Below are 14,882 nucleotides of genomic sequence, written 5' to 3'. Positions count from 1 at the left end.
CCTGAATCAGTTATCAAACTCTTAAATATGGCATTAGAAACGGAAACCAAGTGTCATCAGCAGCTGGTGACGCTTGTCACTTACGCTTGTCGCTCCCGGATTGTTGGTGTACTCACCCTTGCCAATTCCGTCATAGAATGGGTAGAAATCGCCGTTTGTCTGGCTGTACTTGTAAGCCACATCGATAGAGAACGGGCCTTTTGCATACCCTATGCCGCACGTGAAACGGTTAGTATCTTTCCAGTTTGTGTATGCTGCTGTAGATGCAAACTCCACGCCCTGTGAAGGAATATCTGTGTCACGGCAGCCAAACTCAGAGTATTTCGGAGAGACATAGTTGTATCCGAAGCGCAGTGCTACCTCAGGACATAGCTTTAGTTCGGCACCCAAACGGAGAGTGTGCACTCCCTGAAGGCTCTTCTCTGTGTTACGCTTCATGGCTTTGTCCGATGTAGAGCGGTCACCTCCGTAGTAATAATCGTCATACCAGCTGTCGTAATAATAGTCCTCATCAATCACACGGTTGTCCAAAGAACCATAGTCGCTGTACTCGTAAGTTGCGCCGATAGCTGCAACATTGCCTATCGTATGGCCTAATGAAACACCGAAGAGCCAAGGCGTGTTAAGTCTGAAATCAAGATGGTCTTCTGACGAAATGCTAGTGATTTTGCCTGTTTCAAAGTCCTCTGTTGCCATCTCCGTGTAGTTGGATGTCGTCAGTTTGTACCATGTCGGAGTGTGGACATAAGCACCAATGCGGAATGGTGAGTCATCCACTGGGCGTACAATGGCACCGAACTTGACATTGAATCCTGTACCTGTTATTCTGCGAGAATCATCAAGATACATTTTTCCCATTTCATCTATGTCATTCTCAAACAGCAGAGTCTCTGTATAAAGGCTGCGGCTTTCGTAGTTGACATCCTTGATTCCGAAGGTCAGTCCGAGGTAAATACGGTTATGAATGTTGCCACTTATGTTGAAATCATAGTCACCAATGTAGCCACTCTGCACCTGATGTTGTGTGAAATCCTTGGCGTGAAAATATGAATTGAATGAACTTACGTATTTGTCATCGCCATCAACAGTGTAAGGATTCACCAGTTGGTCATTCAACCAATCCACAGTGGAGTAGCTTGGCTCGTAGAAATCGTGGTCAGTGTCTACATCCTTCCATTTATTGAACGACACTTTGTTCAATGACGCACCGTTCAAGGAATTTGCGGCGGAAAGCAACTGATTGAAATTCTTTGACTTGTGGAAATTGAATCCGAAGTTAAGATAAGAGTCATGTCCCGCCTTTGTTGTCAGCACAAAACCAATCTGGTCAAAGCTGCCTGTGGTCTTTTTGCCGTCAAGATAACTGTTGAGAGTGTTGCTCTCGTAGTTACCTCCGAACACCTGCAGACCTCCGGAGACAGATGCCTGAGACTTGCGGAACATACCTATGCCGGCAGGGTTGGTGCCCATAGTCGAAAGGTCTGCACCGAGTGCTTCCATCGCTCCGCCCATACCGACATAGCGTGCCGTGCCGTTGAGGTCATCGCCTGCCAACTGTGCGCTCTGGTATGTGTCCTGTGCAGCTGTAGAGAGAGTCACTGCCATAGCTGCCATTGTAATGATTTTCTTCATATATCTGTCCTTTTTATATTGTTCTTTTTATAATGTTTTAGGAAGCCAATGCCATTATCGGCGTCCTCCGCCACGTCCTCCGAAGCCTCCGGCACTGCGTGAACCGCCGCTATGGCTGCCGCCTCCGATGCTGCTGCCATGAGAACCGCCTCCCATGTTGCCGTTTGAATAAGTCGGTCGGTTTGCCGGACGGTTGTTATTGTTGTTCCAGTTGTTGCGGTTGTTGAAGGAATTGTTGTCATACCTTCCTGACGTGTTGCGGTTGAAATGGTATCTTCCTGTCCTGTCACCGTTCCTGTTTGCCACAGCATAGCTTGAGTTCCTGTTATGGCCGCGTGCAGTGTTCAGTGTGCCACGGCGGTGCACTCCGGCATATCTTGTAGGCGCGTTGCCTGCCGGTCTGTAGCTCGGATAGACAGGAATCACCCATCCCATGTTGTGCCACGGATGATACCATGGGTCGTACCAGTCCCAGCCCGGACCATACCACGGGTCATACCAGCCGCTCCAAGCATAGTAGTTGTAGCTCCAGCGCGGTCCGTAGTACCAAGGATTGTAGTACCATGGGTTGTAGAACGGGTCGTGGAAGGCATGCCAGAAATAGAAATCGTCATAGCGTGAGAGCAGTCGGGAATAACGGTAGTCGTCATCGTCCATGACGATGTATTTATAAACAGTGTCCACACGTGCCTCGTCTTCGGTAGGGTAGACACCCTTTTCCATGCGCGAAGCGTTGCCGGCAGGGAACTCTATGATGTCACTTGCTATGGAGTCCGTGCTTGCAAGGATAGTGTCATTGAGGGCTACCGGCTTGAAATCCTTGTGGCTTACGCGACGGTTGTACTCGTCATCGGTCTTGTTCAGTCCGCTATAGTATACCCCGCGAGCTTGCTCATACGCCTTTCTGCGTGCAATCTCCGCCTCACGCTCCTTCTTGCGAGCTTCCTTTGCAGCCTTCACCTCGGCTTTTGTCGGTGTGAAATACATGTCATCCTGCGCCGTCATTGTGAGTGGCAGGAGCATTGCGGCGAGTGTTGTAAAGATTGTCTTTTTCATATTGTTCATCCTTTCATCGTTAATCTGTAAGCATCATTATCTGTTTCCTGACGCAAAATTATGGAAAAATAACTATGCAAATATACGGAATTTTCCTAAAACGTATGGGGATTTCCCCTATTTTTTATAATTTTGCACAGTATTTTAACAAATAGTCTACATTAGAATTATGGATTACAGCGTAACCCACTTTAAGATAGAGGTGTCAGAGGAACTGATGCAGGTGTGTCGCGAGCTTCTTGCCGACAGTGTTTGTGAGGCCGGTTATGAGTCGTTTGTAGATACGGACGATGGCATTGATGGCTATATCCAGACGCAGTACTACAGTGAGGAGCATACCCTCGCGCATATTCTCGATTTCCCGATAGAGACGGCAGCCATCAGTTTCCATACCGAGGAGGTGGAGTCCCAGAACTGGAACGAGACCTACGAGAAGGAAGTTTTTGACCCTATACGTGTCGGCAGCGAGTGCGTCATCTATGACGCTGCAAGCCCGGAGGCGGAGACTCTCGCCACGGAGGCTCCCATTTCAATCGCCATAGACCAAAAGATGGCGTTCGGCAACGGTGCCCACGAGACAACGAAGATGATTGTAGGGAAGCTCCTGCAGTTTGACTTCGCCGGCAAGCGCGTCCTCGACTGCGGATGCGGCACGGGCATTCTGTCCATTGTGGCAAAGTGTTGCGGGGCGGAGCATGTGACGGCTTACGACATAGACGAATGGAGTGTGGACAACACACACCATAATGCTGCGCTCAACAATGTTACCATCGACGAGATTCTTCTTGGCGATGTCTCCGTGCTGAGCCATGTCGACGGGGTCTTTGATGTCATCGTGGCGAACATCAACCGTAACATCCTCCTTGCCGACCTGCCTGCGATTGTGGAGACACTGAACATGGGTGGCACGGTGATTCTCAGCGGTTTCTACGAGGAGGATGTCCCGATGCTCCTTGAAAAGGCTGATGAATTGGGGCTTCACGAGGTGGAACGCTGCGTCACGAACGACTGGACAATGCTTGTTCTCGGCAGATAGTGAAAAACGCCCGAAGGCTTGCCTGGTTATGTGCCGGTCTGCCTTCGGGTGCTTCTTTTGTTCATTAATGCTTTTTTTCAACCTACATTGTGCCCACTGCATATAGTGGAATGTTTTTGCTCAACATAGCCATTCATGGAAAGACAGATATCAGTGGTTTTCTGCTTTTGCTTGCTTTTCAGTCCGTTAACTGTTTGTAAATCTGTCTTTTCATAGCTCATGATTTTTATTTTGTTTTGCAAACTTACATTTTTTTCGATGATAAAAACAAGCAAACCCTACACTTTTTCGATGATAATCCTTCTAAAATGCAGAACAAAAAACGTAGTAATCTGATGTTTTTAACATTTGTTTTGCAATAGACTTGGAATGTGAAAAATAACGGAAATTATTCTCCACGAAAGCGCGTGAGTTTTTTAATTGCTTTGCTGTAAAATACGCGAGTTCGGGATAAGCAATCATTTAAAATAGCTCCATCTGCCTTGATTTCTCCACATGCACGGGCATAGCCTCTGGCTTGTTGTCAAAGAAGCAGTATGCTGTCAGTGCGGAGCAGATGTTCATTATGAAGTTGTGCACAGACCTGTGCCTTGAATGTACAATCTCCGCCTTGTTCTTCAGCAGGTCATTGATGCATTCGATGACATACATATTCCGTGGGTTGCGACCCACGGCTACTTTCTTAAACCGCTACGCGGTAGGGGCTGAATGTTCGATTGTTTGAGAATTATGGCTGTTTTTGCTTTGTATGTCCTATGAAAAAAATGAGGACAGCCATTATTTCTCCTTCTTTCCGAACTTTGGGTCTATCTTCAGCAGAGCGGTGACAAGGAACGTGACGGCACAGGTGCACATGACGATTATGAAGAAATTGCGGTAGCCTACCAACTCCTGCAGTGCGCCGGCATACAAGCCCGGAATCATCATCGAGAGAGCCATGAAGGCTGTGCACAAGGCATAGTGGGAGGTCTTGTATTTCCCTTGGCTATAATAAATAAGGTAGAGCATATACGCTGTGAATCCGAAGCCATAGCCGAACTGTTCCACGAAGACGCAAAGGTTGACGATGAAGAGAGAGGAGGGCAGGGCATAGCTGAGGTATATGTATACTGCATCCGGCAGCGTTATGGCGCACACCATAGGCCACAGCCACCGTTTCAGACCGTCCTTTCCTGCACAGATGCCGCCGATTATGCCGCCGATGGTCAGCCCGACAACGCCCACCGTGCCCTGCACAAGTCCGTATTCCATGGGCGAAAGTCCCAGTCCGCCGGCACTTTGCGGGTCAAGAAGGAACAGCGACGACACCTTCACAAGCAGTCCTTCAGGCATGCGGTAGAGCAGCATGAACAGTATTCCCGCCACCACCTGCGGCTTCTTGAAGAACGAGATGACGGTCTCGCCAAGCTCTGCGAACATCGCCTTTATGCTCAGTGTGCCTTTCTCGCCTGACATGCCGCGCTCATCGTCTTCCTTCGGGCGCGGCAGTATGTAGTTATGCCATAGCCAAAAAGCTACAAACAGTCCGAGAAGCCCATAGAAAGTGAGGCTCCACGAGAAAGCTATGCTCCCTCGGAACACCACCTGCAGATTGCCTGCTATCATCACCAGGAAGCCTTGTCCCATAATCATAGCAAGGCGGTAGAAAGTCGAGCGTATGCCTACAAAGCAGGCCTGGTCGTGCTGGTCCAGTCCGAGCATGTAGAATCCGTCGGCTGCAATGTCATGTGTGGCGCTTGAGAATGCCATAAGCCAGAAAAAGCAGAGCGTTCCCTGAAGCCATATTGATGTCGGAATGGTGAATGCTATGCCGCCGAATGCCGCGCCGATGAGCAGCTGCATGGCAGTTATCCACCAGCGTTTGCTCTTGATTATGTCCACGAAAGGACTCCAAAGAGGCTTTATCACCCATGGCAGGTAAAGCCACGAGGTGTAGAAAGTGATGTCAGCATTGCTCAGGCCAAGCTGCTTGTAGAGTATGAGCGATATGGTCATTACTGCCACATAAGGCAGTCCTTCGGCGAAATAAAGTGAGGGCACCCATGCCCATGGGGAAGATTTCAAGTTCATTCTGTTGGTGTCGGATTTGTTCTGAAATATGGAATACTTCATGAAAATATTATTGCAAAGATACGAAAAAACTACTAAATTTCGGCATCTTGACAGAAAAAAAAGACCTTTGGCACACATTTCTAAATAAAGAGCACTGTGTTTGCCTTTTTTTTCGTAACTTTGCACTCCTTAACGACTATTCCGCAACGAATGAATCTGACAGAACTGATACAACACCCTGAAAGGATGGACCGTGAGACTCTTTATGACCTGAGGAGTCTCATAGCACTGTATCCGTACCACCAGACTGCCAGACTGCTGATGCTCCGGAACCTCTACCTGCTGCATGACGCCACGTTCGATGAGGAACTGAGGAAGGCTTCGGTGTACATCACTGACAGGAAAGTGCTGTTCCAGCTTGTCGAAGCGGCGCATTACAAGTTGCGGAAACCTGAAGGTCCTGATGCCGAACAAAAGAAAACGGCACGCAAGGACGGTGGAAATGCCGTAAGCAGGACATCGGAACTTATAGACAACTTCCTTGACTCCTTGCCTGAGGAGAAACAGGAAGAGAAGCCTGCCACACGAAGGAAGCCTACTCCGGCGGACGCTACGGTGGACTATGTGGCGTATCTTCTGGAAAGCAGCATGTTGGCAGAGGACGAACCGGAGGTGGAAGCTCCGCAGATGAAGGGGCAGAGCCTTATCGACGACTTCATCTCGCATGAGAGGAATCCGTTCACACTGCCGGACTTCCGTGATGAGGAAAGCACGGAAGAACCGCGTGGTTATGTCCCGCCGTCTCAGGACGACACACCGCCGCAAGTGACTATCTACACGGAGACAATGGCACAAATATACGTGCATCAGCGAAGATATTCACAGGCATTAGAGATTATTAAGCGTTTAAATTTGGAAAATCCGAAAAAAAATGCTTACTTTGCAGACCAGATACGTTTCCTTGAGAAACTGATAGTGAATAATAATAACAAAAAAACAAAATAACCAATGTACACATTATTCGTAATTCTTATCGTCATTGTAGCACTTTTCATGATTGGCATCGTGCTCATCCAGGAGTCTAAGGGTGGCGGTCTTTCAACAGGATTCTCAAGCGGCAATGCCATGCTTGGCGTCCGCAAGACAACTGACTTCATCGAGAAGACAACATGGGGACTCGCTGCCGCAATGGTAGTGCTGAGCGTTTTCTGCGCATACGTCGCTCCAAAGGCAGTTACAGAGGAGAGTGTCATAGAGAAAGCCGCTACAGAGCAGCAGACAACAAACCCTAACAACCTGCCGGGCTTCGGCGCAAGCCAGACAAAGCAGGCTGCACCTGCACCTGCCGCACCGGAAAAGGCAAAGTAACCAACCCCAAAACATAATACTATGATTGATGTAAAAGAGACCCTCAGGAAAGCTGAGGAAGAGATGGAAATGGCATGCACATTCCTCTCCGAACAATTATTACATGTCCGTGCCGGAAGGGCAAACACTGCTCTTGTTGACGGTATCAGAGTGGAATCCTATGGTTCCATGGTGCCTCTCAATCAAATAGCAAACATCTCAACTCCTGACCCGCGCACAATCGCTATCCGCCCATGGGACAAGAAGGCTATCCGCGAAATCGAGAAAGCCATCGTGAACTCTACGCTCGGCATCACTCCGGACAATAATGGTGAGATAGTACGCCTCTGCATCCCTGTTCCGACAGAGGAACGCCGCCGCGAACTGGCAAAGCAGTGCAACGGCATTGGTGAGAAGGCGAAAGTCTCTGTACGCAAGGCTCGTGCCGAATACAAGGAGACCTTCAAGAAGGCTGTGAAGGACGGACTCGCTGAGGACGAACAGAAGGATGCGGAAGAGAAACTGCAGAAACTGCACGACAAGTATGTCAAGAAGATAGAGGACATCCTTGCCGAGAAGAATCAGGAAATAATGACTGTCTGATGCAAGGACTCGTAATTAAAAATACAGGATACTGGTACACGGTGCTCACCGATGAGGGGAGCACCGTGGACTGTAAAATAAAGGGCAGTTTCCGGCTGAAAGGCATCCGCAGCACCAATCCTGTGGCTGTCGGTGACCGTGTGACAATCACCGAACCTACACAGAACACTATTGCGGACAAGACACATTCAACAGGGGACATGACGGCTTTCATCACGGAGATTGCCGACCGGAGGAACTATATCATACGCAAGTCGCAGAATCTCTCCAAGGCAAGCCATATTCTTGCTGCCAATGTTGACCAGGCTGTGCTTGTCGTCACGATAAACCATCCACAGACCAGCACAACGTTCATTGACCGTTTCCTTGCCTCGGCAGAGGCTTATTCCGTGCCGGTGATCCTTGCTTTCAACAAGCGAGACTTGCTTTCGGAGGACGAACTGCATTATCAGGAGATGATGATGACACTGTACGAGACAGTAGGATACAAGTGTCTTGCCCTCTCAGCCCTGCAGAACGAGGACATAAACGAACTGTCGGCATTGCTGAAAGACAAGGTTACACTCTTCAGCGGTAACAGTGGAGTGGGGAAATCGACAATTCTCAATGCTTTGCTGCCTGGAGTCAATCTGCGGACAGCGGAGATTTCCGATGCCCATAACACCGGCATGCACACCACGACTTTCTCGGAAATGCTTCCTCTTCCTGATGGGGGAGGATGGCTGATTGATACTCCGGGAATCAAAGGTTTCGGCACTTTCGACATGGAACCGGAAGAGATTTGCTCGTATTTCAAGGAGATTTTCCACTTTTCCAAGGACTGCCGCTTCAACAACTGCACACATACTCATGAGCCGGGATGTGCCGTCAGAAAGGCTTTGGAGGAGCATTACATCTCTGAAAGCAGGTACAATTCCTACCTTAGCATGCTCAATGATAAGGAGGACGGAAAGTATCGCGAGGCGTTCTGATGGGATTTTTTCTTACATCATGATGAATCATGGTTTATCATGAGGGTATCATGTTCTATCATGAGACAACATGTTGCATCATGATTCATCCTGCCACCCTTAACCAAAACAACAGCAATCAACCCCATTCTCGCCAATGAAAAGAATAATCCCATTCATCTGTCTTGCATGCCTTATGCCACAATCCATTAGCGGACAAGAGATTTCCGGCTCTTGGAAAGGCAAACTTAGCTTGGGCATGACAAAACTGAATATTGTCTTCAACATCCAAAAGGAAGGTGAAAAGCCTGTTTGCACAATGGACAGTCCCGACCAAGGGGCAAAGGATATAAAGGCAGAAGTGGAATACCTCTCTGCTGATTCATTGGCTGTGTCCGTGCCTTCTCTTGGTGTCTTGTACAGAGGACATCTTGGCAACGGCACAATAAAAGGTGTTTTCACACAGGGAACGTACAAATTCTCTTTGTCACTGAAGCAAGGGACTGTTAAGCTGAACCGCCCACAGACACCGGTTCCGCCGTATCCTTATGCGACAAAAGATGTGGAATTCATGAATAATGCTGACGGAGCGGTATTCTCAGGTACGCTGACTTATCCTGTCGGATATGACCGGACAAAGCAAAAGAACTCCATCCCTGTCGTGCTGATGGTCACCGGCAGCGGTCTGCAGGACAGGAATGAGGAGGCTTTCGGCCATAAGCCGTTCCTTGTCATAGCGGATTTCCTTGCGCGTAACGGTATCGCCTCATTGCGATATGATGACCGTGGATTCGGCAAATCGACAGGAGATTCTAAGAATGCGACTACGGAAACATTCAAGAACGATGCCAAAGCGGGTCTTGATTACCTGCGCTCAATGAAAGAGTTCGGCAAAATCGGTGTGCTCGGACATAGCGAGGGTGGCACGATAGCGTTTATCCTCGGTGCAGAAAAAACGGCTGATTTCATTGTCTGTCTTGCAGGAACAGCACTCAGAGGCGATAAAATCATCATCGAACAGAACCGCGCAGCATTTGCCGGCGCAGGTTTGTCGGAGGCGGAAGTGGCAGCTTATTGCGCTGCATTGGAGATGATATACGGTCGGAAGCGTGACGGAAAGAAGCAAGAATCGCCGGAAAACATATTGGAGAAATTCCTTAGTGACAATGGTTTCTCTCTTCCGGAAGGTGCGAAAAAGAATCTTCTGACAATTATGAAAATGGACAATGCATGGATGACCCATTTCGTTTCCTACAATCCGGCAGAAGACATCCGACGGATTTCATGCCCGGTTCTTGCTCTCAACGGTGACCTTGACATGCAGGTTCTGTCAAAGGACAACCTGCCGGAGATAAAGAGACTGCTCCCGAAAGGCAAGCATAATGTCGTGAAAGAGTATCACGGACTCAACCATCTTTTCCAACATGCCACAACAGGGGCTGTCTCCGAATACGGGAAAATAGAAGAGACAATCTCGGAAGAGGTGCTTAACGACATTGCTAACTGGATAAATTCCCTGAAAAAATAATTATTTACGCTTGTTTTTTTCATGAACATTGACGAGATAAAGGATAAGAAAATTGCAGTCCTGCTGTCAGGCGGCGTGGACTCCGCTGTGGTGCTTCATCTCCTGTGTGAGCAGGGATTGCATCCGGACTGCTTCTACATAAAGATAGGTCCTGACGAGGAGGAGGGCTACGACTGCACATCGGAGGAGGACCTTGAAATGGCAACTGCATTGTGCCACAAATACAAATGCCGCCTTGAAGTGGTTGACTGCCACCGCGAATATTGGGACAAGGTGACGGCATACACCATGGACAAGGTGCGCAATGGGTTCACTCCAAACCCTGACGTCATGTGCAACAGACTCATAAAGTTTGGTGCTTTCCATGAAAAAAGAGGTCACTCCTACGACCTGATTGCTACCGGTCACTATGCCCGCACGGAGATTATCGACGGCAGGAAATGGCTTTGCACATCGCCTGACCCTGTGAAGGACCAGACGGACTTCCTTGCGCAAATCTACGATTGGCAACTGAAAAAGGCGATTTTCCCTATCGGCGGGCTTCATAAGGAGGAGGTGCGGCGCATAGCGGAAGAGAACCACCTCATCAATGCCAGGCGCAAGGACTCGCAGGGGATATGCTTTCTCGGCAAAATAAACTACAATGACTATCTCCGCAAGTATCTTGGAGAGCAGGAGGGCAACGCAATAGAACTAGAAACCGGCAAACTCATAGGCAAGCACAAAGGACACTGGTTCCACACAATCGGGCAGCGCAAGGGGCTCGGTTTTGGCGGAGGTCCTTGGTTTGTCATAAAAAAAGACATTGCAGAGAACATCATCTATCTTTCGCATGGTTATGACCCTGCCGACGCATACGCATCGGAATTCATCATACACGACTTGCACCTGCTCACGGACAATATCATGCCGGAGCGTAAAATCACTTTCAAGATACGCCACACAGCGGACATTAACAAAGCCGTCATGGAAGCCCTCGGCAACGGACGTTACCGCATTTCCTCCGAAAAACCTATCCACGGCGTCGCCCCCGGACAGTTCTGCGTCATCTACGACAGTGACCACCACCGCTGCTTCGGTTCCGGTGAGATCACATTATGACAGGCATATTTCCCTACCGGACATGAAAGTTGCGAAACAATCAATCAGTAGGTTTCCCAAAACCAATAAGGAAACGATATAAAAGCAATAAGGAAACCGAGAAAAACAATAGTAGTCACTTGCCTTTCATAAAGTACAACTTTACGATGCATAAAGTTGTACTTTTTATTTTGCACCATATTTTCAGGCAAATCCTTGAAACAGAATCGTTCAGTTACAATTTGCCACTTTAAAGACTCTCAATACTCTTGTCCATTTTTTTGCGCATCCATTTTCATTGTGGTATGGAGAGCAGCCATATTGCAGTCCGTGATCAATAATCCCTGATTTAAATACATTGTTGCACATCCAAAATTCACCTTGTTTTGTGTTGTTAATGCTATGGAATTCTACATATCCCCTCATGGTTTGGAAATAGCGTCTGAAATTGTCACTTTTATTCGTTTTTATGTCATTGATATGTGGGGATACACAGACATAATAGTTTTCTGCTTTCTTTATTCTATTCATCAGCGAAAGAAGATGCGGTGTAGAATAATCGTCTATGTCAAGTAGGTTTGAGAAAAGATTCACTACAATGTTGTTTCTTATAATGCCGATGTCATTTGAACTAACATCATCAATTTTCTTGCATACTGTTCTTAAAGGTTTCAATGTATGTCTCTGAGAAATTCATATACTTTTCCCTTGCTAATCTCATTATAATTAAAGCTCCAAGGATACGGTCATATAGTTCAATCTCTTTCGCTTGGTTTTTGACATAACAATCTTTTGGTGCCTTAGTTTGTTTCTTTAACAGAAACATCTTCGAAAGTACAAACTGCACCAACAATTGAATCAGGCACGAATGCTGTTCCCATTCTAATGTTAGTCAGGGTCTTGTTTTTCTGCTGCTCCTCCGTGAAATAAATATTCTTTACGCGAGTAATAGGCAACGAGGATCCAAATAAGTACCATGTTGCGCCAGCCGGTATCAACTCTCTTTCCTCTTCATTTGTCAAGACAATTCTGTCTCTGTCCACTCATGGTAGTTTATGCCGTTTCGTTCCAAGTTTGTTTTTACCTTCCTGTAAGAAACAATGTCGGCAAAACTGAACACAAGCTGTTCTGTGTAGCCGAGCAGTCTGTCACCAATATATTCTATTTTGTGAAGCAAGTCTTCCTGCGATATTCTGTCAGTAAGGATTAATGGGTCAAACCTCCAAATAACTCTTCCCTTTCCTAATTTATCAACAAGTGCCTTGAATGTCTTAATACGCTCATCCAATGGCGGTACGCCTTTTTCTAATCTTTCTGTCTCATAATCATTCAGCGTTGAATATAAAACTCTATTTTGGGAGAATGGGATTCCAATGTTACCAAATGCTGTAATAGAGGTTTCGGGTTTTTGGACCAAAACACGATAAATCGTGTATCTTTATAAGAAACATAGCTGTACACTCCATTGAAAGGGTTGCGCCACGCAGAATATCCAATCTCCAATCTGTGGAAAAACCAGTCGGCATAAAAGGCCGGAATGTCAGTGCTTCTACTTGCAGAAACAATCTCTGGAGCCTGAGCTTCAACCCATTCTCCATTCTCACGCTGAATTTTTATCTTCTTCCAAGCCAGAAGTCGCGCTGTAAAAACAGCTAAATTTGTTCCCAATACATAAATGCAAAAAAATGAAATACACGCAAATAGTTTTTGTTAAAATGGAAAAAATACAACTTTATGCATCGAAAAAGCTGTATTTTTTCCATTTTAACCTTCAACATACCCAAAGGGATTCAGTCAAGGAGGAGTTGAAAACTTTTTTGCAGGGAGTCTTTTAGTCAATCTCCTTTATCTGCTTTTTCACAAGTTCTATCTCTTCTTTGAGCTTCTCCACGCGGCGGTTCATCTCGTCAAGCAATGAGTTGCCCTTCTTTGAAGAGATTGAAAGGAAACCGAGATTGTTCTCATAAGTCTTAAGGTCGCCCTTCATCTGCTCCAGACGGCGCTGCAGGCGAGTACGCTCATTGTCGACAGCCTGCTCGCCACGCTTAGCGGCAGCCTTGATGTTCTGCTTGAAATTGTCCATGCGGCGACGCTGGCTGTTGGCGTTAAGCACCTTGTGAATCTTGTCAAGGGCAGCATGGTAGTCGTCATAAATCTTGTCTTTCTCCTTGAATGGCACATGACCAACCTCATTGAACTTATCAATAAGCTCGCGCATACGCTGCTGCAGGTCGTCACCAGCCTCTTCGGCAAGACGCTCAAGTTCCACAACAATGTCTTTCTTCTTCTGAAGATTCTCTTTCTCAGCATTGCGTGTTCCTGAATTGGCAGCATTACGCGCCTCAAAGAAATGGTTGCAAGCACCGAGGAACTCCTGCCAAAGTTGGTCTCCTACTTTCTTTGGCACCATGCCAATCTCTTTCCATTCCTTCTGCAACTGCATCATCTTTTCTGCTGTCTGCTTCCAGTCTGTGCTATCCATGAGTTCCTTGGCTTTGTCGACAAGAGCCTGCTTCTTCTCTGCATTCGCAGCAAAACGTTCTTTCATCTCCTTGAAATACTGTGTCTTGCGCTGGAAGAACCGGTCGCAAGCGACACGGAAACGCTCGAAAATCTTCACGTTCATCTTCTGCGGGGCGAAGCCTATTGTCTTCCATTCCGCCTGAAGCGCGAGGACAAGCTTTGTCACTTCCTCCCATTCGGCAGAGTTCTGGCATTCGCGCTTTGACAGTTCTTCTGCCTGTTCGCAGAGAGCAGTCTTCTTTGTGAGATTCTCTTCCTCTTTTGCACGTATGTCCTCGAAATGCTGCTGATGACGCTTGTTGATGACAGTGCTTGCCGCCTTGAAGCGGGTCCACACCTGTTCCCTCAGGTCTTTTGCCACAGGTCCAACCTCACGGTACTCCTGATGCAGGTCCTGCAACTGGTGGAAAGCACTGATTATATCCTCCTCGTCGGCAAGTTTCTCTGCCAGCTCGCAGAGGCGTGTCTTAGCCTCAAGGTTCTTCTTGAAATCATACTCGCGCGCTTCGGAGTTGAGTTTCAGCAGGTCGTAGAACTGTTCGACATACAATTGATAAGAACGCCACATCTCGGTAGCATTCTCCGCCGGCACCTGACCTATCTCCTTCCACTGAGCCTGCAAGTCCTTGAAATCCTGATAAGACTTGTTCGCCTCCTCCGGAGATGTCACCATCGTCTTTATCTTTTCTATGATGGACTGCTTTTTCACAAGATTTGCCTGTTTCTCAGCCTCCTGCTCGGCAAAGACTTTCTGGCGTTTTTCGCGGATGACAGCCATTGCCGACTTGAAAGCCTCCTCTGAGTCGTCAGCCTGTATGACATATTTCTCAGGGTCGCCACCCTCGTCAAGGTATGTCTTCAACTTTTGCTCACGCTCTTGGAAATGCAGCTTGTAGAACAAGCTCTTAAGGAGTTCAACCTCTTCCTTCTCGGGAGTTTCTTCACTTTGAGCAAGTTCCTTTACACGTTCGATAACCTGCGCCATTGTCTCATAACGCTTCTCTTCAGAGTCCATCATAACTTTTGTTTTAGTTTGAATCGATGTTTAATTCACTATATAATTTTGTGCGAAATT

12 protein-coding genes and 2 pseudogenes are annotated in these 14,882 nt (G+C 47.4%); 7 read left to right on the top strand and 7 right to left on the bottom strand.

The features are described 5' to 3' along the window. Nucleotides 1–33: 33 nt before the first annotated feature. Entirely contained in the window at nt 34–1,632 is a 1,599-nt protein-coding gene (locus E5358_RS01530; protein ID WP_135938608.1) for an OmpP1/FadL family transporter, read from the bottom strand. A gap of 54 nt (nt 1,633–1,686) precedes the next feature. Beyond that, the gene (locus E5358_RS01525) at nt 1,687–2,688 is read right to left on the bottom strand and encodes a Slp family lipoprotein (RefSeq protein WP_135938607.1); all 1,002 of its coding nucleotides are present in this window, start codon (nt 2,686–2,688) and stop codon (nt 1,687–1,689) included. Nucleotides 2,689–2,857: 169 nt separating this feature from the next. Between E5358_RS01525 and prmA the strand changes: the two genes are divergently transcribed. Beyond that, nucleotides 2,858–3,724 (top strand): 50S ribosomal protein L11 methyltransferase, encoded by an 867-nt coding sequence (prmA, locus tag E5358_RS01520; protein WP_135938606.1) that lies wholly within the window; start codon nt 2,858–2,860, stop codon nt 3,722–3,724. Nucleotides 3,725–4,186: 462 nt separating this feature from the next. On the opposite strand, the pseudogene E5358_RS01515 reads toward prmA, so the two are convergent. Both E5358_RS01515 and E5358_RS01510 read right to left on the bottom strand, forming a co-directional pair. Beyond that, nucleotides 4,187–4,381: pseudogene (locus E5358_RS01515) on the bottom strand (IS982 family transposase); the annotation flags it as partial. A 120-nt stretch (nt 4,382–4,501) separates the two neighbouring features. After that, entirely contained in the window at nt 4,502–5,794 is a 1,293-nt protein-coding gene (locus tag E5358_RS01510; RefSeq protein WP_277821120.1) for an MFS transporter, read from the bottom strand. A 192-nt stretch (nt 5,795–5,986) separates the two neighbouring features. Between E5358_RS01510 and E5358_RS01505 the strand changes: the two genes are divergently transcribed. The 6 genes from E5358_RS01505 (at nt 5,987) to mnmA (ending at nt 11,305) form a co-directional block, all read left to right on the top strand. Further along, complete coding sequence (locus E5358_RS01505; RefSeq protein WP_135938605.1) at nt 5,987–6,781, top strand: tetratricopeptide repeat protein; 795 nt, start codon at nt 5,987–5,989, stop codon at nt 6,779–6,781. Between the two features lie 3 nt (nt 6,782–6,784). Continuing rightward, nucleotides 6,785–7,144 carry a preprotein translocase subunit SecG gene (gene secG, locus E5358_RS01500; RefSeq protein WP_135938604.1) on the top strand — a complete coding sequence of 120 codons (360 nt, stop codon included), beginning with the start codon at nt 6,785–6,787 and terminating at the stop codon, nt 7,142–7,144. 21 nt (nt 7,145–7,165) lie between these two features. Then, nucleotides 7,166–7,726 carry a ribosome recycling factor gene (gene frr, locus E5358_RS01495; protein WP_135938603.1) on the top strand — a complete coding sequence of 187 codons (561 nt, stop codon included), beginning with the start codon at nt 7,166–7,168 and terminating at the stop codon, nt 7,724–7,726. Continuing rightward, nucleotides 7,726–8,697, top strand: coding sequence for a ribosome small subunit-dependent GTPase A (gene rsgA / locus E5358_RS01490; protein ID WP_135938602.1), 972 nt, complete (start codon nt 7,726–7,728; stop codon nt 8,695–8,697). The genes frr and rsgA overlap by 1 nt, the downstream gene beginning before the upstream one ends. 136 nt (nt 8,698–8,833) lie before the next feature. Further along, a complete protein-coding gene (locus tag E5358_RS01485; protein ID WP_135938601.1) occupies nt 8,834–10,204 on the top strand; it encodes an alpha/beta hydrolase family protein in 1,371 nt (456 codons plus the stop codon). 21 nt (nt 10,205–10,225) lie between these two features. Beyond that, nucleotides 10,226–11,305 carry a tRNA 2-thiouridine(34) synthase MnmA gene (gene mnmA / locus E5358_RS01480; protein ID WP_135938600.1) on the top strand — a complete coding sequence of 360 codons (1,080 nt, stop codon included), beginning with the start codon at nt 10,226–10,228 and terminating at the stop codon, nt 11,303–11,305. A gap of 779 nt (nt 11,306–12,084) precedes the next feature. Here mnmA and E5358_RS01475 read toward each other — a convergent pair. The 3 genes and pseudogenes from E5358_RS01475 to E5358_RS01465 all read right to left on the bottom strand — a co-directional run bounded on the left by E5358_RS01475 (nt 12,085) and on the right by E5358_RS01465 (nt 14,825). Further along, nucleotides 12,085–12,327 (bottom strand): hypothetical protein, encoded by a 243-nt coding sequence (locus E5358_RS01475; RefSeq protein WP_168354559.1) that lies wholly within the window; start codon nt 12,325–12,327, stop codon nt 12,085–12,087. Next, nucleotides 12,309–12,916, bottom strand: a pseudogene (locus tag E5358_RS01470) (DUF1848 family protein); the annotation flags it as partial. The gene E5358_RS01475 and the pseudogene E5358_RS01470, both read right to left, overlap by 19 nt. Nucleotides 12,917–13,115: 199 nt before the next feature. Continuing rightward, the gene (locus tag E5358_RS01465; protein WP_135938598.1) at nt 13,116–14,825 is read right to left on the bottom strand and encodes a DUF349 domain-containing protein; all 1,710 of its coding nucleotides are present in this window, start codon (nt 14,823–14,825) and stop codon (nt 13,116–13,118) included. Between the last annotated feature and the right edge of the window lie 57 nt (nt 14,826–14,882).

Origin of the sequence: Palleniella muris (assembly GCF_004792655.1) — a bacterium.
In the GTDB taxonomy this organism is placed as follows: domain Bacteria; phylum Bacteroidota; class Bacteroidia; order Bacteroidales; family Bacteroidaceae; genus Prevotella; species Prevotella muris_A.
This window is presented reverse-complemented; position numbering and strand designations above follow the sequence as displayed.

Coding starts and splice junctions, on each gene's coding strand:
- prmA (WP_135938606.1), top strand. CDS start 2,858: ATGGATTACAGCGTAACCCACTTTAAGATAGAGGTGTCAGAGGAACTG.
- E5358_RS01465 (WP_135938598.1), bottom strand. CDS start 14,825: ATGATGGACTCTGAAGAGAAGCGTTATGAGACAATGGCGCAGGTTATC.
- rsgA (WP_135938602.1), top strand. CDS start 7,726: ATGCAAGGACTCGTAATTAAAAATACAGGATACTGGTACACGGTGCTC.
- E5358_RS01530 (WP_135938608.1), bottom strand. CDS start 1,632: ATGAAGAAAATCATTACAATGGCAGCTATGGCAGTGACTCTCTCTACA.
- E5358_RS01525 (WP_135938607.1), bottom strand. CDS start 2,688: ATGAAAAAGACAATCTTTACAACACTCGCCGCAATGCTCCTGCCACTC.
- E5358_RS01505 (WP_135938605.1), top strand. CDS start 5,987: ATGAATCTGACAGAACTGATACAACACCCTGAAAGGATGGACCGTGAG.
- frr (WP_135938603.1), top strand. CDS start 7,166: ATGATTGATGTAAAAGAGACCCTCAGGAAAGCTGAGGAAGAGATGGAA.
- E5358_RS01485 (WP_135938601.1), top strand. CDS start 8,834: ATGAAAAGAATAATCCCATTCATCTGTCTTGCATGCCTTATGCCACAA.
- mnmA (WP_135938600.1), top strand. CDS start 10,226: ATGAACATTGACGAGATAAAGGATAAGAAAATTGCAGTCCTGCTGTCA.
- E5358_RS01510 (WP_277821120.1), bottom strand. CDS start 5,794: ATGAACTTGAAATCTTCCCCATGGGCATGGGTGCCCTCACTTTATTTC.
- secG (WP_135938604.1), top strand. CDS start 6,785: ATGTACACATTATTCGTAATTCTTATCGTCATTGTAGCACTTTTCATG.